Source organism: Arthrobacter silviterrae (assembly GCF_011045165.1).
Taxonomy (GTDB): Bacteria; Actinomycetota; Actinomycetes; order Actinomycetales; family Micrococcaceae; genus Specibacter; species Specibacter silviterrae.
Genome location: NZ_JAAKZI010000002.1, coordinates 240,736 through 261,426 on the forward strand (window position 1 = coordinate 240,736; position 20,691 = coordinate 261,426).

Annotated in this window: 18 protein-coding genes; 3 read left to right on the forward strand and 15 right to left on the reverse strand. The window is 67.4% G+C overall.

Features of this window, described 5'->3' with window-relative positions:
• Positions 1-24 precede the first annotated feature (24 nt).
• From G6N77_RS02555 to G6N77_RS02600, 10 genes are all read right to left on the reverse strand, one after another.
• Positions 25-2,223, reverse strand: a complete 2,199-nt coding sequence (locus G6N77_RS02555; RefSeq protein ID WP_165180420.1) for a glycosyltransferase family 39 protein — start codon at positions 2,221-2,223, stop codon at positions 25-27.
• Positions 2,224-2,228: 5 nt separating this feature from the next.
• Positions 2,229-3,536, reverse strand: a complete 1,308-nt coding sequence (locus tag G6N77_RS02560; RefSeq protein WP_165180421.1) for a bifunctional glycosyltransferase family 2/GtrA family protein — start codon at positions 3,534-3,536, stop codon at positions 2,229-2,231.
• A gap of 136 nt (positions 3,537-3,672) precedes the next feature.
• Positions 3,673-5,166 carry a sensor histidine kinase gene (locus tag G6N77_RS20270; RefSeq protein ID WP_165180422.1) on the reverse strand — a complete coding sequence of 498 codons (1,494 nt, stop codon included), beginning with the start codon at positions 5,164-5,166 and terminating at the stop codon, positions 3,673-3,675.
• 42 nt (positions 5,167-5,208) lie between these two features.
• A complete protein-coding gene (locus G6N77_RS02570) occupies positions 5,209-5,958 on the reverse strand; it encodes a response regulator transcription factor (RefSeq protein WP_165180423.1) in 750 nt (249 codons plus the stop codon).
• An 80-nt stretch (positions 5,959-6,038) separates the two neighbouring features.
• Positions 6,039-6,560, reverse strand: a complete 522-nt coding sequence (locus tag G6N77_RS02575) for an amino-acid N-acetyltransferase (protein WP_262453859.1) — start codon at positions 6,558-6,560, stop codon at positions 6,039-6,041.
• A gap of 104 nt (positions 6,561-6,664) precedes the next feature.
• Entirely contained in the window at positions 6,665-9,154 is a 2,490-nt protein-coding gene (locus G6N77_RS02580; protein WP_165180424.1) for an ATP-dependent Clp protease ATP-binding subunit, read from the reverse strand.
• 206 nt (positions 9,155-9,360) lie between these two features.
• Positions 9,361-9,690 (reverse strand): histone-like nucleoid-structuring protein Lsr2, encoded by a 330-nt coding sequence (locus G6N77_RS02585; protein WP_165180425.1) that lies wholly within the window; start codon positions 9,688-9,690, stop codon positions 9,361-9,363.
• Between the two features lie 98 nt (positions 9,691-9,788).
• Positions 9,789-9,941, reverse strand: a complete 153-nt coding sequence (locus G6N77_RS02590; RefSeq protein ID WP_165180426.1) for a hypothetical protein — start codon at positions 9,939-9,941, stop codon at positions 9,789-9,791.
• Positions 9,942-9,954: 13 nt separating this feature from the next.
• Entirely contained in the window at positions 9,955-11,403 is a 1,449-nt protein-coding gene (gene lysS, locus G6N77_RS02595; RefSeq protein ID WP_165180496.1) for a lysine--tRNA ligase, read from the reverse strand.
• Between the two features lie 129 nt (positions 11,404-11,532).
• Positions 11,533-12,600, reverse strand: a complete 1,068-nt coding sequence (locus G6N77_RS02600; RefSeq protein WP_240901605.1) for a LacI family DNA-binding transcriptional regulator — start codon at positions 12,598-12,600, stop codon at positions 11,533-11,535.
• 188 nt (positions 12,601-12,788) lie between these two features.
• On the opposite strand from G6N77_RS02600, the gene uriH reads away from it, so the two are divergent.
• From uriH to G6N77_RS02615, 3 genes are read left to right on the forward strand one after another with little or no spacing between them, the layout of a single operon-like run.
• On the forward strand, positions 12,789-13,772 hold the full coding sequence (gene uriH / locus G6N77_RS02605) for a uridine-preferring nucleoside hydrolase UriH (RefSeq protein WP_240901606.1): 984 nt from the start codon (positions 12,789-12,791) through the stop codon (positions 13,770-13,772).
• Complete coding sequence (gene uriT, locus G6N77_RS02610; protein ID WP_165180427.1) at positions 13,769-15,199, forward strand: uridine transporter UriT; 1,431 nt, start codon at positions 13,769-13,771, stop codon at positions 15,197-15,199. Before uriH ends, uriT begins: the two co-directional genes overlap by 4 nt.
• Complete coding sequence (locus tag G6N77_RS02615) at positions 15,196-16,146, forward strand: ribokinase (protein ID WP_165180428.1); 951 nt, start codon at positions 15,196-15,198, stop codon at positions 16,144-16,146. The genes uriT and G6N77_RS02615 overlap by 4 nt, the downstream gene beginning before the upstream one ends.
• Before the next feature lie 103 nt (positions 16,147-16,249).
• Here the strand turns inward: G6N77_RS02615 and panC are convergent, their stop codons facing one another.
• The 5 genes from panC to G6N77_RS02640 are packed head-to-tail and all read right to left on the reverse strand — an operon-like array spanning position 16,250 to position 20,658.
• A complete protein-coding gene (panC, locus tag G6N77_RS02620; protein ID WP_165180429.1) occupies positions 16,250-17,167 on the reverse strand; it encodes a pantoate--beta-alanine ligase in 918 nt (305 codons plus the stop codon).
• A gap of 1 nt (position 17,168) precedes the next feature.
• Complete coding sequence (locus tag G6N77_RS02625; RefSeq protein WP_165180430.1) at positions 17,169-18,119, reverse strand: Rossmann-like and DUF2520 domain-containing protein; 951 nt, start codon at positions 18,117-18,119, stop codon at positions 17,169-17,171.
• The gene (locus tag G6N77_RS02630) at positions 18,109-19,626 is read right to left on the reverse strand and encodes a PH domain-containing protein (protein WP_165180431.1); all 1,518 of its coding nucleotides are present in this window, start codon (positions 19,624-19,626) and stop codon (positions 18,109-18,111) included. Before G6N77_RS02630 ends, G6N77_RS02625 begins: the two co-directional genes overlap by 11 nt.
• The gene (locus G6N77_RS02635; protein ID WP_165180432.1) at positions 19,623-20,162 is read right to left on the reverse strand and encodes a PH domain-containing protein; all 540 of its coding nucleotides are present in this window, start codon (positions 20,160-20,162) and stop codon (positions 19,623-19,625) included. Before G6N77_RS02635 ends, G6N77_RS02630 begins: the two co-directional genes overlap by 4 nt.
• The gene (locus G6N77_RS02640) at positions 20,155-20,658 is read right to left on the reverse strand and encodes a DUF3180 domain-containing protein (RefSeq protein WP_165180499.1); all 504 of its coding nucleotides are present in this window, start codon (positions 20,656-20,658) and stop codon (positions 20,155-20,157) included. The genes G6N77_RS02635 and G6N77_RS02640 overlap by 8 nt, the downstream gene beginning before the upstream one ends.
• Positions 20,659-20,691: the final 33 nt, after the last annotated feature.

The window sequence follows — 20,691 nt, forward strand, 5'->3', positions numbered from 1 at the left end:
GCGGCAACCGGTCCACCGCTGGGCTCAGCCCACCAGCTTGTACACCGTGGAGTTGCCCACGGTAGTGGCGGTGTAGTGCTGCTGCACCCAGGTGGCGATGCTGGAGCTGCCGTCCTGCGTGGCGCCGGGGCCACTGCTTGCGCTGCCCGTACTGCTCGCACTGCCCGCGCTGCCTGAACTGCTCGCACTGTTCGCGCTGCGCCCAGCTCCACCGCCCATGCCGCCACCCATGCCGCCGCCTGCGATGTAGTAGCTAATCTCTCCCTTGGCCACCATCGCCTGGAACTGCGCCAACGTGGGGTACGGATCGGAACCGCTCCAGCCGCCCAGGTCGATGACGGAAGTGCCGGTAGCCAGTTCCAGGTCGGCGGCACTGCTTGCACCGGAGATGATGGCGGACCATTTGGTGGTGGTTCGTTCCAGCAGCGAGTTCAGCGCCGTGGACGAAGCGCCGGCATTCCCCGCCCCTGCCCCGGAAGCCCCGCCGGGCGCTGTTGCGCTGCCTCCTTGACCGGTTGCGCCGCCGGCCGCGCTACCGCTCGCACCGCCGGGTCCGCCAGCCATCCCGCCGCCCTGTCGCCGAGCCAGGCCGCGGCCGCCAGTTCCGCCGGTTCCGCCGAAACCGCCGCCCATCGCCGACGCGGTGGGGCCCGACGTGGGAATTGATCCTGTGTGCCCCTGCGACGCCGTTGCAAGCGTCCAGGCCGTGGTGCCCAGGCCGCCGGCCAGCACCGACAAGACAATAACGGCAGCCGTCCCGGCCTCGAAGGCCCCCATCCGCCAGCGGTCCAGCCGCGCCACGATGGCGGCACCGGCGAGGACGCCGCAGGCAATGACCACGAACTTCAGCCACGGCAGCCAGGACGGGTCACGGGCCAGCAACACCGCGGACCAGGCCGCAGTCCCGGCCACGAGCACGGCCAGCACCACCCGGAAGGCGGCGTGCGCCCGCCTGCGCCACAGTTCGACGGCGCCGATCCCCACCAGTGCGGCGACGGCCGGGGCCAGCGCCACCACGTAGTAGGGGTGGATGGTCCCTGCCATAAAGCTGAACGTCAGGGCAGTGACCAGCAGCCAGCCGCCCCAGAGAATGAGGGATGCCCGCGGCTGGCTGGTCCGTGCCGCCCGCCGCGTGATCCACAACCCGGCCACCAGTGCAATCAGGGCGGCAGGCAGCAGCCAGGACACCTCGGCGCCAAAGGATGTGCCAAACATCCGCAGGATGCCGGTGGCCCCGCCAAAGCCCACGTTCCCACCACCTCCCATGCCGCCACCGGCCCCGGTTCCGCCAGCCCCAAATCCACCGGCGCCTCCGCCTCCCATGCCTCCGCCCCCGCCATTGCCGGACCCTCCGAAGATGCGGCCCAGCCCGTTGTAGCCCAGGGCCAGGTCCCAGAAGCTGTTGTTTGAGGACCCTGCCATGTAGGGCCGGATCGACACGGGAGTGAGCTCAAAGGCCAGCAGGTAGGCACCGGCGACAACAACAATTCCCCCGACGGCCGCCAAAAGGTGCAGCAGGCGCCGGCCCAGGCTGGTGTTGGCTGCCCACAGGTAGGCCAGTCCCATGGCCGGGATGGTGAGGAAACCCTGCATCATCTTGCTGAGGAAGGCCAGACCGACCAGCGCGCCGGCCAGTGCAAGCCAACGCCAGCCGGGCTTGCCAATGGCCCGGACCACGGCATAGGCGGCGGCCACCAGGCACAGTGTCAGGAGGGCATCCGGATTGTTGAATCGGAACATGAGTGCCGCCACGGGGGTCGCGGCAAGCGCCCCACCGGCGATCAGCCCGGCCGCCGGCCCGCTGACGCGTTTCACCGCTGCGTACAAAAGCGCGACGGCGGCCACTCCCATCAGTGCCTCCGGCAGCAAGACCGTCCAGGACGAGAATCCAAACACCCGTCCCAGCAGGGCTGGGATCCACAGTGACGCGGGCGGCTTGTCCACCGTAATGGCATTGCCGGCGTCGAGGGAGCCGAAGAGCAGGGCCGTCCAATTCTTGGTGCCCGCCTGGACTGCAGCGGCGTAGAAGCTGTTGCCGTAGCCCGAATTGTTGAGGTTCCACAGGTAAAGGAAGCCTGTGGCCACGATGAGTGCCAACGCACCGGGGCGCTGCCACCGCGGCCTGGCGGCGGATGAATTGATTTCGGGTTCAGTTGCCGCCGGCAGGCCGGACCCAGGGTGTCCCTGGGCCGGTGCCGCCGTGAGGCCTGTCGGTCTTGTCATGGCGCTCATTTGTCTGCCTCTGCCGTGGTTGAGATGTGGTGTGCGGGGGTGCGGAAGATCCAGAGCCGGAAAGCCAGGAACTTCACCAGCGTCGCCACCAGGTTTGCCAGCACCACGGCCACCACTTCGATGGTCCGGTTGGGGCTGCCCAGCCCGTGGATGCCCCACAGCGCGCCCGCCGTCAGGACCCAGCCGATGCCGAAGACAAGCAGGCCCAGGAATTGGTGGCGGAGCACTCCCTCCGGGCCGGTCCGGCCAAAGGTGAAGCTGCGGTTGACGGTGGTGTTGGCCACGGCGGACACCAGGAGGGCCGCAAAGTTGGACCACTGGGGGTCGGCCACCAGCCGGAAGCCGAGAAACAGCAGCACATAGAAGAGTGTGGATGCCACGCCCACGGCGCCAAAGCGCATGAGCTGGCCGAACAGCCTGTGCCGCGCCGCACCGCCGTCGTCCTCGAGGGGTTTTCGGGCCAGGGCCGCCCGAAGTTCGGCCACGGGTATGCGGCCGTTGACCAGGTCCCGGCTGATCCTGGCAATGCCGCGCAGATCGGCCACCGCCGTCGCGACAATGTCCACCTTGGAGTCGGGGTCATCGGTCCAGTCCACCGGCACTTCGTGCACCCGCAGCCCGCACCGCTCAGCCAGCACCAGCAGTTCGGTGTCGAAGAACCAGGCATCGTCAGTGGTGTGCGGCAGGAGCTGGCGGGCCACGTCGGTGCGGATGGCCTTGAAGCCGCACTGGGCGTCACTGAAATGCGCTGCCAGCACCCCGCGCAGGAGGAGGTTGTAGCTCCGCGAGATGAACTCCCGCTTCGGGCCGCGGACCACCCTGGAGGTGCGCGACAGCCGCGTTCCCACGGCCAGGTCTGAATGCCCTGACACCAGCGGCGCCACAAGGGTGCCCAACGCGTTCAGGTCCGTGGACAGGTCCACGTCCATGTAGGCCACAATGGGCGACGGCGACGTCAGCCACGCCGTCCGCAAGGCGTGCCCGCGGCCCTTCATGTCCAGGTGCAGCACGCGGATGCCGCTGATCTCGCCCGCCAGGGCCCGTGCGATGGCCAGCGTGGAATCGGTGCTGGCATTGTCCGCCAGCGTGATGGAGCAGGTGTACGGAAAGTTCCCTTCGAGGTGGCTGTGCAGCCGCCGGACACAAAGTTCCAGGCTCCGTTCCTCGTTGTACACCGGGATGGTGATGTCCACCAGGGCTGGAGCCGTGGGGGTTGGGCTGCTGCCGGAAAGGACGCCCTGCGGCCCGTGCCCGGGGCGCGGCCGGGCCTCCAGCATGGTTGGGGGGTTCGATGTTGTTGTCATGGTTCAACCATCGCGGGGCAAAATCAGCCCAGTTTAAACCGAAGTTAAGTGCTGGCTGTGCATATTTTCCCGGCCCGGTCCTGAGATGGCCCGGTCCTGAGATGGCCCGGGCCGTGGATGGCCCGGGCCGTGTGCGTCAGGGACGGGCCGCAGGCAGGGCGATGGTGAATTCGGTGCCGGAGGGACCGCTGGCGACGGCGATGGTCCCGCCATGGGCCTCGACGATCGCCTTGACGATGGGCAGCCCTAGCCCCGTGGTCCCGTCCGTGCCGGAGCGGGCGGTGTCCGCGCGGGCGAACCTGTCGAAGATGCGTGGCAGGAATGCCGCGTCCATCCCCTTGCCGCAGTCGCGGACAGTGACGGCGGCGGTGCCCTCCGGGCGCGTTTCCAGGACCACCGTGACGGAAGTGCCCGGGTCCGTGTGCTTTTTGGCGTTGCTAAGCAGGTTGGCCACCGCCCGGTGCAGCTGGGACTCGTCGCCGCGCACCATGACGGCTTCCGCGGGGACGTCGATGTTCCAGCGGTGCGGCACCGTTCCCGTGCGTGCGGAGGCAGCGGCGTCGGCTATTTCGGCATCGGTTGCCGCCTCGACCACCAGCTCGGTGAGGTCGAGGTCGGCCAGGGCCGGTGGCCGGCCTTCGTCATACCTGGCCAGCAGCAGCAGGTCGTCCACGAGGTTTTGCATGCGCAGGGCCTGGGACCGCACCCTGTCCATCGAGTCCCGGCCGCCGTCGTCCAGCTTTTGCGTGCGCACCACCAGGTCCGAATAGCCCCGGATCGATGCCAGCGGGGTACGCAGTTCATGGCTGGCGTCCGCCACAAAGCGGCGCACCTTGCTTTCACTTTCCTGCCGTGCCGACAGGGCGCCGGAAAGATTGTCCAGCATGCGGTTCAGGGCATTGCCCACGCGGCCCACTTCGGTGTCATTGTCGCTTGGCTCAATGCGTTCCACGAGTTCCACCTCGCCCGAATCCAGGTGCAGCTCGGCAATCCTGTTGGCCACGGTGGATACCTCTTCCAGCGGCTTGAGGTTGTGGCGGATCAGCACGGTGCCGGCCACTCCGGCCGCGAGCAGGCCCGCCGCGGCCACCAGCGCCATGGTCAGGCCCAGGGAAGACAGCGTCCCGTCGAGCGTCCCGAGGGGCAGGCCCACCGTCACGATGCTGCCGTCGGAGGCCTCGAGCGACTCGACGCGGTAGGCGCCAATCCCCAGGTCCACGTTCGACGGCGACGCGCCGGGGGTCAGTGCCCGCAGCGCTGCAACGTCCGCGGAGCCAATCACATGCTGCTGGTATTGCAGGTCGATCCAGCCGGAGCGGGCGGTGTCCACGACGCCGTCGGTCACCCGCATCATGAGGATCCCCTCGCCCTGGCCGGGGGCCTGAAGCGGGTTGGGCGGAACAGCCCCGGAACCGCCCGGCTGCCCGGGGTCCGGCACGTGGTCGGTGGCGGCATGGGCGGAGCGGCGCAACTGCAGGTCGAGCTGGCCCGTCAGGTACGTTTCCATGGACAGATAGCTCACCACGGCGATTCCGGCGCCGACGAACGCCAACAGCAGCAGCGAAACAGCTATCAACTTGGTGCGCAGCCTCATGCGGCGCCGGACCGGCCAGGGGCCGCGGCGGCTCACTTCTGGAGTCCTTCCCGCCACAAGGCAACTCCCAGGCAGGGACTATCTTGCCGGCTTGAGCACATAGCCCGCCCCGCGAACCGTGTGGATGAGCGGGTCCCGCCCGGCGTCCACCTTCTTGCGGAGGTAGGAGATGTACAGTTCCACAATGTTTCCGTGGTCCCCTCCCGTTGACTGCCAGACATTGTCGAGAATTTGTCCCTTGCTTACCACCGTCCGGGCATTGCCCATCAGGTAGCGGAGCAGTTCAAACTGCGTGGCGGTCAGCGCGATTTCCTCACCGCCCCGGCGAACTTCGCGGGTTTCTTCGTTGAGGACCAGGTCCCCGACCACCAGTTCATTGCCGCCAAGGTCGGCCAGCCCTGACCTGCTGATGAGCCGGTACAGGCGCAGGAGCACCTCTTCCATGCTGAACGGCTTGGTGACATAGTCGTCGCCTCCGGCCGCCAGCCCGCCCACCCGGTCCTCGGCAGAGTCCTTGGCCGTCAGGAAGAGGGCCAGGACGCCGGGCTGGAAACTGCGGATGCGCTGCAGGGCTTCCAGCCCGTCAAAGGTGGGCATCATGACGTCCAGGACCAGGATGTCGGGCCGGAATTCCTTGGCCAGGCTGACGGCCTCCGGCCCGTCCGAGGCCAGCTCCACGCTCCAGCCGGCCATCCTCAGGCCGATGCCGATCAGCTCCGCAAGGTGGGGGTCGTCGTCGGCCACCAGTGCCCTGATGGGGGATCCGTCGGGATGGGAAAGGGTGCGCAGCTTGCCCAGAAACGCATCTGTGCCTTGTGGTTGTGCCATGGTCCCATCCTCCTTGGCGTTCGTACCGCCATCTTAAGCGCAGGATGTGTGGAAGCTGTGGGAAAGCGAAACGGGCCGGCTCAGAGGTTGCGGATCATGCGGGTGTTGCCCAGGGTGTTGGGCTTGACCCGGGCCAGGTCAAGGAATTCGGCAATGCCTTCGTCGGCGGAGCGCAGCAGTTCCGAGTACACCGCGGGATCCACGGCGCTTTGGTCCGCCATGACCTCAAAGCCGTGGCGGACAAAAAAGTCCACCTCAAACGTCAGGCAAAACACGCGGCGGACGCCAAGGTCCACCGCCTTTTCAAGGAGCCGTTCCACCAGCGCATGGCCCACGCCCTTGCCCCGCCAGGCGTCGGCACTGGCCAGCGTGCGGATTTCGGCCAGGTCTTCCCACATGACGTGCAGCGCGCCGCAGCCTACGACTTCCCCGTCCAGTTCTGCCACCAGGAACTCCTGGATGGACTCGAAGTAGGTGACTGACTCCTTGGAAATCAGGATTCGCTTCTCGGCCAGCGGCGCCACCAGTTCCTTGATGGCCTGCACGTCGGAGGTGCGGGCGGGGCGGAGTGCAATGTCAAGGGCGGTAGCTTCAGCGGTCACGTGTTTAGTCTATGACGGAGCCGGCCCTGCACCTTGAAGCGCCCCTTAAAGCACGACGCCGGTGACCCGCCTTGGGAAGGCGGGTCACCGGCGTCGTGCTTTATTTAGGCGGAAGCGGTGATGGCATCCGGGATGGACGGCTTGGCCGTGCCCACGAATGTGAACTGGGCGTCGTCGCCTTCGCCTTCGACGTCCACTGCAATGACGTCGCCGGCCTTGATGTCGCCGAAGAGGATCTTCTCGGAGAGGTGGTCCTCGATCTCGCGCTGGATGGTGCGGCGCAGCGGCCGGGCGCCCATGGCGGGGTCGTAGCCGCGGGTGGCCAGGAGCACCTTGGCCGCGGGAGTGAGCTCGATGCCCATTCCCTTGTCGGCCAGGCGGCCCTCGAGGCGGGCCACCATGAGGTCCACGATCTCGATGATTTCATCCTGGGTCAGCTGCGGGAACACCACCACGTCATCAACACGGTTGAGGAACTCGGGGCGGAAGTGCTGCTTGAGCTCTTCCGTGACCCGGGCACGCATCCGGTTGTAGCCGGTCTGGGTGTCCGAACCTGACTGGAAGCCGGTGGCCACGGTCTTGGAAATGTCCCTGGTGCCCAGGTTCGTGGTCATGATGATGATGGTGTTCTTGAAGTCCACCACCCGGCCCTGGCTGTCCGTCAGGCGGCCGTCTTCCAGGATCTGCAGCAGCGAGTTGAACAGGTCCGCATGGGCCTTTTCCACTTCGTCGAACAGCACCACGGAGAACGGGCGGCGGCGCACCTTTTCGGTCAGCTGCCCGCCTTCCTCGTAGCCCACGTAGCCCGGAGGGGCACCGAATAGGCGGGAGACCGTGTGCTTCTCCGAGTATTCGGACATGTCCAGCGTGATGAGCGCGTCCTCGTCGCCGAACAGGAATTCCGCCAGTGCCTTGGCCAGCTCGGTCTTGCCCACGCCGGTGGGGCCGGCGAAGATGAACGAGCCGCCGGGGCGCTTGGGATCCTTCAGTCCGGAACGGGTGCGCCGGATGGCCTGGGAGATCGACTTGATGGCCTCGTCCTGGCCGATGACGCGCTTGTGCAGTTCGTCTTCCATCTTCAGCAGGCGCGAGGACTCCGCCTCGGTCAGCTTGAACACGGGGATTCCGGTGGAGTTGGCCAGCACCTCGGCGATGAGTTCCTCATCCACCTCGGAAATGTCATCCAGCCCGCCGGACTTCCACTGGCGTTCCTTTTCGGCACGCGCCGAAATCAACTTTTGCTCGTCGTCACGCAGCGCCGCGGCACCCTCAAAGTCCTGGGCGTCAATGGCGTCTTCCTTGCGCTTCTTTACAGCCGCAATTTCACCGTCCATGGCCTTGAGCTCCGGAGGGGCCGTCATGCGGCGGATGCGCAGCCTGGCGCCGGCTTCGTCGATCAGGTCGATGGCCTTGTCCGGCAGGAAACGGTCGCTGATGTAGCGGTCCGCCAGCGTGGCGGCCGCCGTCAGGGCACCGTCCGTGATGGACACGCGATGGTGTGCCTCGTAGCGGTCGCGCAGGCCCTTGAGGATCTCAATGGTCAGCGGAACTGTGGGTTCCTGCACCTGGATGGGCTGGAAGCGGCGCTCAAGGGCCGCGTCCTTCTCAATGTGCTTGCGGTACTCGTCCAGGGTGGTGGCGCCGATGGTCTGCAGTTCCCCGCGCGCCAGCATGGGCTTGAGGATGGAGGCCGCGTCGATTGCGCCCTCAGCCGCACCGGCACCCACCAGCGTGTGGATCTCATCGATGAAGAGGATGATGTCGCCGCGGGTGCGGATTTCCTTCAGCACCTTCTTCAGGCGTTCCTCAAAGTCGCCGCGGTAGCGGGAGCCTGCCACCAGGGAACCGAGGTCAAGCGTGTACAGCTGCTTGTCCTTGATGGTTTCCGGGACGTCCCCACGCACAATGGCCTGGGCCAGGCCTTCGACGACGGCCGTCTTGCCGACGCCCGGCTCGCCAATGAGGACTGGGTTGTTTTTTGTTCGTCGGGAGAGGACCTGCATGACGCGTTCCATCTCGTGCTCGCGCCCAATGACGGGGTCAAGCTTGTTTTCGCGCGCAGCCTGGGTCAGGTTGCGGCCAAACTGGTCCAGCACCACGGATCCGGCAGGGGTTCCCTCCTGCTGCTGGCCGCCGCTGGCAACCGGCTCCTTGCCCTGGTAGCCCGAGAGCAGCTGGATGACCTGCTGGCGCACACGGCCCAGATCGGCACCCAGCTTCACCAGCACCTGCGCCGCCACGCCTTCACCCTCGCGGATCAGGCCCAGCAGGATGTGCTCGGTGCCAATGTAGTTGTGGCCCAGCTGGAGTGCTTCCCGGAGCGAGAGCTCCAGCACCTTCTTGGCGCGCGGAGTGAACGGGATGTGCCCGCTGGGGGCCTGCTGCCCCTGGCCGATGATCTCCTGAACCTGCTCCCGGACACCGTCCAGCGAGATGTTCAAGGACTCCAGGGCCTTGGCGGCAACACCTTCACCCTCGTGGATGAGGCCGAGCAGAATGTGCTCCGTGCCGATGTAATTGTGGTTGAGCATGCGGGCCTCTTCTTGGGCCAGCACAACAACGCGTCGGGCTCGATCAGTAAATCGCTCAAACATTTCGCCACACTCCTAGCTACTGCGTACCTTGATGCTACGCAGTGCCGGCCCGCCGTGGGGGCATGTTCGCCACAGGGGAAATAAGGGCGCCCTGCGCCCGCGCAGTTTAAAGCACGACGGCGGGGCCTCCCCAGGTGGGTGCCCCGCCGTCGTGCCGGTCCGGACGCTGCCGTCAAGGGCAGTCCCGGGCCGTTGTTGCGTGTTGGTCAGCCCTGCGCAGCCTGGTAGGCGTTGCGGATTTCGGCCTGGATGCGGCCGCGTTCGTGGACTTCATAACCATTGGCCTTGGCCCAGGCGCGGATGTCCCCAACATCGCTCTTGGCCTTGACGACCGCCGGTCCGCGGCCGCGCACTGCACGCCCGCCTGCCCGGCGCCCGGCCGAAATGTATTTGGCCAATGCCTCGCGCAGGGCTGCGGCATTGCCAGCGGACAGGTCAATCTCGTAATTGATTCCATCCAGGCCAAAGGTGATGTTTTCATCAGCCGGAGTTTGGTCAATGTCATCGACGAGTGTTACGTGAATCTTCTGTGCCATGGGGAATAGTCGCCTCACATATAATCGGAGCATTTTGCTTCACACCAAATTATGGTCGGTAAATGAGCCCCCGTCAAAGGAGAAACGCCTAAAGCTTATTACAGGGGACGTTCTTCACTGCCTTCGGCCTCACGCTCGGCCTGCGCCAGGGCGTCACGCTCTGAACGGTCGGCATTAAAAATGGCCTTCATGGCGAAGTAAAAAAGAACTCCCACGCCTAATGAGGGGACAATAACTGCAACATAGTCCATAACGGTGCCGCTTCTACTCTGGTTTCATCAATGGAAAGAGGATTGCCTCGCGAATTCCCACGCCGGTAAAGAGCATGACCAGCCGGTCAACGCCCAGGCCAATGCCGCCCATGGGCGGGGCGCCATATTCCAGGGCGCGCAGGAAGTCTTCATCAAGGGCCATGGCCTCGGGATCGCCCGCGGCTGCCGCGAGTGACTGGGCAGTCAGGCGTTCACGCTGGATGACCGGGTCAATCAATTCCGAGAAGGCCGTGCCGGTTTCCTTGCCGTCAATGATCAAATCCCAGGCTTCAATGAGATTCGGCTTGTCCCGGTGGGGGCGGGCCAGGGGCTGCGCCGACGGCGGGTAATCGCAAACAAAGGTGGGGGATATCAGCGTGGGTTCCACGATTTCCCCGAACAATTCAATGACCAGCTTTTCCGCATCCCAGGCCGGGTCAATTTTGATCTCGCGGGCGGCAGCAACGGTGCGCAATTGGGCCGCCGTCGTTGCGGGGGTAATTTCCTCGCCGACAGCATCTGACAACCCCTTGTAAACAGGCAGCCAGGGCCATTCACCGTCCAGGCTGATGGGCCCGCGGGCGGTCTCGATGGTGCGGGATCCGACGGCGTCGGCAGCGGCCAGGATCATCCGTTGCATGACCTTTGCCATGGTGAACTGGTCGCCGTAGGCCTCATATAGTTCCAGCATGGTGAATTCCGGGCTGTGGGTGGAATCAACACCCTCATTGCGGAAAATGCGCCCCAGTTCAAACACCTTGTCCAGGCCGCCCACCACGGCGCGCTTGAGGTACAGCTCAATGGCAATGCGCAGGGTCATGGGCTGGTCAAAGGCGTTCAGGTGCGTGCTGAACGGGCGGGCCGCGGCACCGCCGTGGACCAGCTGGAGAATGGGGGTCTCCAGTTCAATGTAGCCTTCGCCGTGAAGGGTGTCCCGGAGAGCCTTGACAATGGCGGAGCGCTTGCGCACCTGCTCACGGGCGGTGTCGCGGACAATCAGGTCCACGTAGCGCTGGCGCACCCGCATTTCCTCGGAAAGTTCTGCGTGCAGCACCGGCAGCGGGCGCAGGGCCTTGGAGGCCATCTGCCAGGAATCGGCCATGATGGACAGCTCGCCGCGGCGGGAGCTGATGATCTCACCCTTGACAAACACATGGTCGCCCAGGTCTACCAGCGCCTTCCAGTCCGCCAGCGCGGCTTCCCCGACATTGGCCAGCGACAGCATGACCTGCAGGCGGGTGCCGGCACCGGATTGCAGGGTGGCAAAGCACAATTTGCCGGTGTTGCGGACAAAGACCACGCGGCCACTCACCCCGGCAATGTCACCCGTGGTGGAGTCAGCCTCCAATTCGGGGTATTTCTCCCGGATTTCCTCCAGCGTGTGGGTCCGTGCCACCCCAACGGGGTATGCCTCTTCACCCCGCTCCAGCAATTTGGCTCGCTTTTCCAAACGGACATGCATTTGCTCGGAAACGTCACTGGGCTCGAGGGTCACGGTTTTTTCTGCGCTCACAAGTCAATAGTTTAGTTGGTGAATCTGAATGAACCCTCCGTGGAGGGCGACAGCCGGCTGGAAGTGTCCCGGCGCCGGCTACGGGCCCGGGGCAGCTGAACTCGCGGTGGAGCCGCGCACCACCAGCTCGCTGTCCAGGGTCAGCGAGCGGCCGGCAGCACCGGGCCCGTCCAGCTCCTCCCCTGCCAGCAGGCGCAGCAACTGCCGCCCGGCCGCACGGCCCAGCTCCGCTGCGGGGAGCCGGACGGTGGTCAGGCCCGGGCTCGACGTTTCAGAATATGGCAGGTCGTCAAACCCCGTGACGGCCAGCTGCCCCGGCACGTCCAGCCTGGCCACCCGGGCCTCCTGCAGCACCCCGTAGGCGTGCGTGTCGGTGCAGCACACCACGGCAGTCACGCCCTGGCGCTGCCACTGCGGCCACGCCCCCGCGAAGGCCTGCGCGGCCGCGGAGACGTCGATGGTGGTGCCTGCCTGCGCCGCGACCTCCATTCCGAGGGTGCGGGCATGCCGGCAAAAGGCCTCCCTGCGCACGCGGAATGTTTCAGTGCCCGTGGTGCTGTCCAGGTAGGCCACCGTGGTGTGGCCCAGCCCGGCCAGGTGGTCAGCCAGCAGGACGGCGCCGGCGGCAACGTCAAAGTTGACCGACGGGGCGGCGCTCTCCACCCCCGCAGTGTCCAGCAGCACCATGGGCCCGGCGGCCGGCAGGGCCGCCAGGAATTCGGCGCTCGGGGCGTCCACCAGCAGTCCGGCCGGCCGCAGGGACAGGAGGGTCCGCACCTCGGCCGGCGTTGGCATTTGGCCGGCCTCCGTCACGGAAAGCAGCAGCTGGAAGGCGGCGCCGATCTCGGAGCGGACGCCGTCGATCACCCTGGCGAAAAACGGGTTTGAGACATCGGGCGCCACCAGGATCACAATGTTGCTTCGCCCCCGCGCCAGTGAGCTGCCCAAACCGTCCACAACGTAGCCAAGCTCGCTGACCGCCTGCTCCACCTTGGCAATGTTGTCGGTGGAGACACGCCCTGCCGTCTTGCCGCTGGTGACCAGGGAAACCGTGGCCGTGGAAACCCCCGCCCGGGCGGCCACCATGGCCGCCGTGATGCGGGGCGGGCGCGCGCCGTCGGACGGCGGCATTGAGGCGGGGTGCATGCATCGATGGTACCGGCCCTGGAAGCCACAGCGGCGCCCCCATCGCGTCAAGCGCTTGACGAAAATCACGTTAAGCGTTTGACGTAAATCCCCGCAGGGTGTCACACTGGATTTTCGGAACCCCGGGACAGCCGGGGAACGCCCCTGGCGCACACCCAGGCCGCCCGCCCCAAAGACGTGGAGAAAAATTGAGCACGACGCTGCCCCCTCAGCCCGCCGGCGCCCCTGCCCGCAAGATCATCCTGGACTGCGATCCCGGCCATGACGACGCCGTGGCCCTGCTGCTGGCCCACGGCAACCCGAACATTGAGCTGCTGGCCGTAACCACCGTGGTGGGCAACCAGACGCTGGAAAAGGTCACCCGCAACGCCCTGTCCGTTGGCACCATCGCCGGCATCACCGGCGTCCCGTTCGCTGCCGGCTGCGACCGCCCCCTGGTGCGCACCATCGAGAACGCCCCGGACATCCACGGCGACAGCGGCATGGACGGCCCGGACCAGCCCGAGTCCACGATCGAGCTGGACCCGCGCCACGCCGTCGACCTCATTATTGAAACGGTCATGGCCCATGAGCCAGGCACCGTGACCCTGGTGCCCACGGCCGGGTTGACCAACATTGCCATGGCCGCCCGCAAGGAGCCGCGGATTGTGGAGCGCGTGAAGGAGGTTGTCCTCATGGGCGGCGGCTACCACGTGGGCAACTGGAGCGCCGTGGCCGAGTTCAACATCAAGATCGATCCGGAGGCGGCGCACATTGTGTTCAACGCCGGCTGGCCCGTGGTCATGGTGGGCCTGGACCTCACCCACCAGGCGCTGGCCACCCCGGACGTGGTGGCCAGGATCGAGGCCGTGGGCACCAAGCCGGCCAAGTTCGTCATGGAGCTGATGGAATTCTTCACCAAGACGTACAAGGACGCCCAGGGCTTCGACTACCCGCCCGTCCACGACCCCTGCGCCGTGGCCTACGTCATCGACCCCACCGTCATGACCACCCGCAAGGTGCCCGTGGACATTGAGCTCACAGGCACGCTGACGCTGGGCATGACAGTGGCCGACTTCCGCGCCCCTACCCCCGCGGACTGCAAGACTTCCGTGGCCGTGGACCTTGACCACGAAAAATTCTGGAACCTAGTCACCGACGCCCTGGTGCGCATTGGCGAGGTGGACGCATGAGCGCCACCCAGGCCCTGGCCGGGGCGCGGAAGGGTTCCGGCAATGTCACGGCACTCATGGTGGCCCTGCTGACCGCCTGCATTGCCTTCCAGCTCAACGCATCGATGCTCAGCCCCGCCCTGGTCACCATGGGCGAGGAACTGCACACCAACCAGGCGGCCATCGGCCTGTCCCAGACCTGGTTCTTCACGGCCGCCGCCGTTTTCTCCCTGTTCCTGCCCCGCCTCAGCGACATCGTCGGACGCAAGAAGGTGCTCATCGCCATGATGGCCCTGATGGGGATCGGCTCCGTCGTCTCGGCCATGGCCCCGGACATCACCTGGCTGTTCGTGGGCCGGATCATCCAGGGCGTGTCAGGCCCCACGGTGCCGCTGTGCCTGATCATGCTGCGCTCCGCGGTTAAGGAACCCAAGCGGTACGGCGCCCTGATGGGCCTGATCACTGCCGTGAACGGCGGCATCGCCGGCATTGACTCTTTTGTGGGCGGATACTTCGCCGAACACTTTGGCTTCCGCAGCATCTTCTGGCTCATGGTGGCCATCGCCGCCGTCGCCACGCTGTTGCTGTTCCTGCTGGCCGGGGAGAGCAAGCCCGGCGAGGGCACCCGGATGGACTGGCTGGGCGTGCTCTTCATCGTTGTTGCCGTGGGCGCGCTGCTGACCGCCCTGAATGAGGCCACCAAGCTGGTGGGCGGAGTCACCGCGGGCCCGCTGGTGGCCTCCCTGGGCCTGGCCGTGGTGGCAGTTGCCGCCTTCATGGCGTTCTGGGCCGTGGAGCAGCGGTCCCGGCAGCCCATGGTGGAGATCGTGCACCTGCGCCAGCGCTCCACCTGGGCGCCGCTGCTGACCACCACGCTGACCATGACGGGCATCTTTGCCGTCATCAACGGCATTGTGCCCGCCTACGTCCAGGCGGCAGACCCCGGCTTCCACATTGGCGCCACCGAGATGAGCCTGCTGATCCTGACCCCCTATGCGCTGCTGGGCTGGGTCTTTGGACCCATCACCGGCCGCCTGGCACCCGTGCTGGGCTATACGAAGATGCTGCGGATCGGGCTGCTTGGCAGCGTGGCGGCACTGGCCGTCATCGGCTTCCTGGGGCTGCACAGCCTGCCTGCCATGATTGCGGGCACGGTGTTGCTGGGCATCATGTACGCCGGTACCGTGAACATCATGCTCAACGGCCTTGGCGTGGTGCTCTCCCCCGAAGGAAACCCCGGCTTCCTGCCCGGCATGAACGCGGGCGCGTTCAACCTCGGCGCCGGCCTCAGCTTCCTGGTGCTCCCCGCCATCCTGGTGGCCACGGCTCCCCTGGGCGGGCAGGGCTCCTACCTGACCGTCGTGGTGGTTTCCCTCGCCATCACCGTCGCCGCCCTGGCCGCGTCGCTGCTGGTGCCCCAGCCCGTTGACGCGGAGGTTGCCCCATGAGCGCCGCGGAACCGGGCGCACGCATTGTGGTGGCGGGCTCGCTCAACGCGGACCTGACCATCTATTGCGAACGCCTGCCCCTGCCCGGCGAGACCTTGCACGGCACCGGCTTTGCCGTCAATCCCGGCGGCAAAAGCGCCAACCAGGCCGTGGCGGCGGCCCGCCTGGGCGGCCGCGTCACGCTGGTCGGCGCCGTGGGTTCGGACCCCAACGGCGACATGCTGGTGGCGTCCACGGCCGGTACCGGAGTCGACGTCAGCCACGTGCGGCGGGTGCCCGAACCCACCGGCGTGGCGGTCATTTCCGTGGAGGACAGCGGCGAGAACAGCATCATCATCTCCGCCGGGGCCAACGGCACGCTCGGCCCCGGGGCGATGGACCCGGCCCTGTTCGACGGCGCCGGCGTGGTGTGCCTGTGCCTGGAAGTCCCCCTGGAGACAGTCCTTGCCGCCGCCCAGGCCGGGCACGACGCCGGAGCAACGGTTCTGTTGAACCTCTCGCCTTACGCCCCGGTCGGGGATGCGCTGGCACACCTCACCGACGTGCTGCTGGTCAACGCCCACGAGGCCTCGGCGTTCCTGGGCGGGCTGGACATGCCGTCCGCCGACGCACCCCTCCCCGAGTGGCTGGCCGCCGCCGGCGCCTTTGCCGGTCGGGGCCTCACCAAGGTCCTGGTGACGCTGGGCTCCGCCGGCTCGGTGGTGCTGGATGCGGACAACACGGCCGAGCCCGTGGTGCGCATTGCCCCCACGAAGGTTGACGCCGTGGACACGACGGGTGCCGGAGATGCCTTCACCGGCGCGGTGGCGGCCCGCCTCGCGGCTGGCGACGCCCTGGCGGATGCAGCGCGCTACGCCTCGGTCGCCGCCGCGCTGGCCGCCACCCGGAAGGGCACGCAGACCGCCTACCCCTCCGCAACGGAAGTGGAAGCGGCCATCACGGAATAACGCCGAGGTGGGCCGCCGCAGCGCGGAGCGCAATTGGGGGCTGGCGGCGCGGTGCGGGCACCAGCCCCCAAATCCCGTGCAGCGCGGAGTTCCGCCGCGCCCGCTACCCCAGCGTGACGTTGTCGATGAGGCGCACCGGCCCCACCTGGGCGGCGATCAGGGCGAGGGCCCGTCCCGTGAAGGGCGTGTCCTGGCAGTTTTCGGCCCGCACCGCCAAAGTTTCCGGGTCCACCACTTCCAGGTAGTCCAGTTCCACGCCGGGAATCATGTGGACAAGTTCCTCCGCCGACGGGATGTCCAGGGGTTCGTGGGCGTCGGCACGCCGTCTGAGCAGGCGCAGTGCGCGGGAGAGCACCAGGGCGTCCTCCCGCTCCCTCCCCGAAAGGAAGCGGTTGCGGCTGGAGAGGGCCAGGCCGTCTGGATCGCGCACGATGGGCACGGGAACAATGTCCACGGGGAAGTCCAGGTCGGCCACCATGCGGCGCACCAGTGCCAGCTGTTGGGCATCCTTTTGGCCGAAGTAGGCTCGGTACGGCTGCCGTGTGCCGCCGTCGCGCGCTGAAAGGCCTGTGCCGGGGTGCGCCAGGTGCAGCAGCTTGGCCACCACTGTCAGGGCGCCGTCAAAATGTCCGGGCCGCGAGGCCCCCTCGTAAAGGCTTCCCAGCTTCCCGGCGGTGATGCGCACGGCCGGCTCGCCGGTGGGGTACATTTCCTCCACGGAAGGGGCAAACATGATGTCCACGCCTGCAGCGTCCAGCAGTGCCAGGTCGGCCTCCGTGGTGCGCGGGTAGCGGTCCAGGTCCAAGGGGTCGCCAAATTGCAGCGGGTTGACGAAAACGCTGGCCACCACCACCGCGTTTTCGGCCACGGCGGCCCGCGCCAGTGCGCCGTGGCCCTCATGGAGGGCGCCCATGGTGGGCACCAGGCCCAGCGTGCCGGGGTGGGTGGACGTCTTGGCGGCCAGCAGGGAAGCACTGGCGGCCTTCAGTTCGGCAACGGTGGTGACCAGGGTGGTGCTCATGTCAATCGCTTTCTTCGGTGGTTGGTTCCTGCGGGTGCTGCGCGTCGGGCGCGCCGCCGTCGTCCATGCCCAGGGCGGCCTGCACGCCCAGGTAGGCCTCGGCGGACAGCAGTCCGCGGCGCACGGCCCGGACCGCCGTAGCGGAGGACAGCGCCAGGTACGCGTCCACAATGTCCGTGGCGGAGGTGTCCAGGGCGTGTTCGCGCAGCGCCTGCGTGTGGGCGGCGACGGTGCCGGAGTCCCCCCGCGCCACGGGCCCGGTGAGCGCCTGCTCCCCCGACGCAAGGGCGTTTTCCAGCGCGGCGCGCAGCAGCGGGCCCAGGACCTGGTTGGGCGCCTCGACGCCGATCTCGCCCAGGATTTGCGCGGCCTGGGCCACCAGCGTCACGAGGTGGTTCGCCGAGTGCGCCAGTGCGGCGTGGTACAGGACGCGGTCGGCCTCGGCAATGACCACGGGCTCAGCGCCCATTTCCACCACAAGGGCCTGGGCGATGGGCAGCATGGGCGCATCGGCCGTGACGCCGAAGGTGCAGTCCAGCAGGCGCGTCAGGTCCAGGCTCATGCCGGTGAACGTCATGGCCGGGTGCAGGGCCAACGGGATGCCGCCTGCAGCCTTGACGGGGGCCAGCACGCCCGTGCCGTAGCGCCCTGACGTGTGCGCCACGAGCTGGCCCACCTGCCACGCCCCTGTGGCGGCGAGGCCGGAAACCAGCCCCGGCAGGGCGTCGTCGGGCACGGCCAGCAGCACCAGCTCCGAGCGTTCCACAATGTCCGGGATCTCCAGGACGGGGACGCCGGGCAGCAGCAGTTCGGCCCGGTCCCGGGATGCCTCGGACACTGCCGCCACCCCGACCACGGCGTGCCCGGCAGCGCGCAGCGCCGCACCCAGCACCGCCCCCACCTTGCCGGCGCCGATGATTCCCACGCCTAGGCGTCCGGGCTTAATGGCCATGGTTGTTCTCCTGCGGGGCTGGTGGGATGAAGGGGTCCATCGCCGGCGCCAGCCAATGCTCGGAGCGGTGGATGCGCCGGGCGGTGGCGGCACGGAGGGCTTGTTCGTCGAAGAGGCGGCGCCCGGCGTCGGCTGCCATGTGGCGGACCACCGGGCGGATGGGGCCGGCGGTGGAATGAAGTTCAAAGTCGACTAGGCCAAGAGCTGCCATGAGGGGGCCCTGGCGCAGGCTCAGTGACTGGGTGCGCTCGTGCGGGACCACCTGGAGGCGGCGGAAAAAGAAGCCGTGCCGGCACAGCAGGGCGGTCCGGGTGGCGCAGTAGGCGTTGCGGCGCCAGGCAAGCGGGTCAATCCAGCGGGCCGGGCGGGGGCTGTGGATGAAGCCGTGACCCTCAAACGGCCCCTTGAGCCCGGCCGTGAACACGTCAAAGGGGTTGTCCACGCCGGGGTCGGGGAACACCAGGGCCAGCACGGCCATGACTTCATCGAGCGTCCCTGCAGGCAGCAGCACCGTACGGTTGCCGTGGTCAGAGCGGTCGTCGCCGTAGCCGGCCACGTTGACGTGCACCCGGTACCAGCCAAACGGCCGCCAGAGGGGGCCCTGGCTGATGCCGACTGCCTGCACCCGGCCCGGGGGGATGGTCTGGGCACGGGTTTCCAGCATCCCGTAGTGCAGCCGCACGCCGTCGGGCGAGAGTGCCACACGGAAGTTGAAGTCGCCGGTGATGGCCTTCCAGTAGGAGGCGCCGAAGCCGATGAAGATGGGAACGAAGCCGATCAGCACGCCGATTTCCCGGCTCCAGACGGCCAGCACGACGGCGGCCGCCAGCGCGGCAATGACCACAATGGTCAGGCTGCCAAACACCACGGAGCCGATGATGCGCCCCGGGGACAGCGACAGCACCGCCCGTTCGGGCGCCTCGGTGACATCCTGCGGGGCGTCAGGGTCGATGGCGACGCCGGCTGCCCGGGCCAGGATGGCCGCGCGCAGCCGTTTGGCCTCGGCCAGCTTGAGGAAGGACAGCTTGAACGCCGACTTGCCGCCGTCGGCCACGTCAAACTTCAGCTCCGCAAGGCCGAAGGCACGCGCCACCAGGGGCTGGACCACGTCGATGGCCTGCACCCGGTCGATGCGGGCGCGGCGCTGCTGGCGGAAGATGACGCCGGAGTTGATGTGGACGTCGCGGTCGGTCACCTGGTAGCGGGTAAAACGCCAGGAAAGGAAGAAGCCAAGGCCGAAAACCACCACGGCGGCACCCACTACGGCGAGCACGGCGCCCACGGGGGCGCCGGCGGCAAGGCCTTGCCCGCCCTGCCCGCGGGGCCCGCCGGAAAAAAGCGTGTCCAGGGAGTTGCGGCCAAAAATGAACAGCACGGCCGCCACGGCCACCCAGCCGCGCACCAGCGGCGAGACGGGATGGACGCGGTGCCAGTCTTCGGGCCCGTCGGTGCGGAAGCCCTCCCGGCCCGGCCGGCCGTCCAGGCCGACAGGGGGCTGGGCGTTCACAGCCCGGCCAGTTTCGCCTCACCGCGCGCGGACAGCTGTTCGCGCAGGCGGGCGGCCTCCGCGGCGGGGAGCCCGAACAGCAGGGCGTTGGTGCCGGGGGAGGCCGTGTGGAGGTGGATGGTGCTCAGGCCCAGCAGGCGCTCCAGCGGCCCCATGGTGACGTCAACGTACTGCATGCGTCCGTAGGGCACCACCATGATCCGGTGGAACATGATGCCGTGGCGGATCAGCAGGTCCTCATTGCGTTCAGCGTAGCCAATGGCGTGCACCTGCCGGGGCACCAGGGCCAGCACCCACACAACAACAAGCAGTGCGGCGGATGGCAGAGCCCAGGCCAGCCAGGCAGGAAAGCCCGGCCACACGCCGGAGCTGAGGAAGACAAGGGGAAGCGCCGAGACGGCAAGAATCGCCAGCCCGCCCAGCCCGCGCTGGATGAGCCGGGCCGTGATGAGCTTGCTGGAGACGCGCAGGAAGGTGACATCCGCGGGGTCAATGGCGCTTCCCTGGTGCCGGTTCCCGTGTTCGAGGCTAGGCAAACTCTTCCTCCCCGCGTCCTTCACGTTTCTCCCGCGGCTTCGGCGCCGCGTCGGTGTCCTCCGGCGGCAGCTTGCAAAAACGTTCCACGACCAGGCCCGCGGCCACCATGGCCGCGCCTCCCCCCATCATGACCACAATGTGCCAGATGACCGCGAGGTCGGGGCGCAGGGAAATGGTGGGCAGCTGGTCCAGCAGAATGCCCGCATGCCAGCCCAGCAGCACGGCGCCGGCGTAGGCACAGGCCTGGGCCAGGACCAGTGTGCGGGCCGCCAGCAACGGGTCCAGGTGCTTGTTGCGGTTTCCGTCGCGCCAGCGCCGGACCTTGAAGCCGAGGATCAGGCATACGGCCACGATGAGTCCCATCGTGGCCAGGGAGCTCAGTGGCAGCACGGGCAGGGCAAGGCTGGCCCGCTGCGTCAGCTCCGTTGCCACCCACCCAACCGCCGCCAGGACGATTGTCACCACCACCAGCCATGCAGGCCGGATGGTCCGCATTGTGCCCTTCATGATTGCCTCACCCGTTTGCGT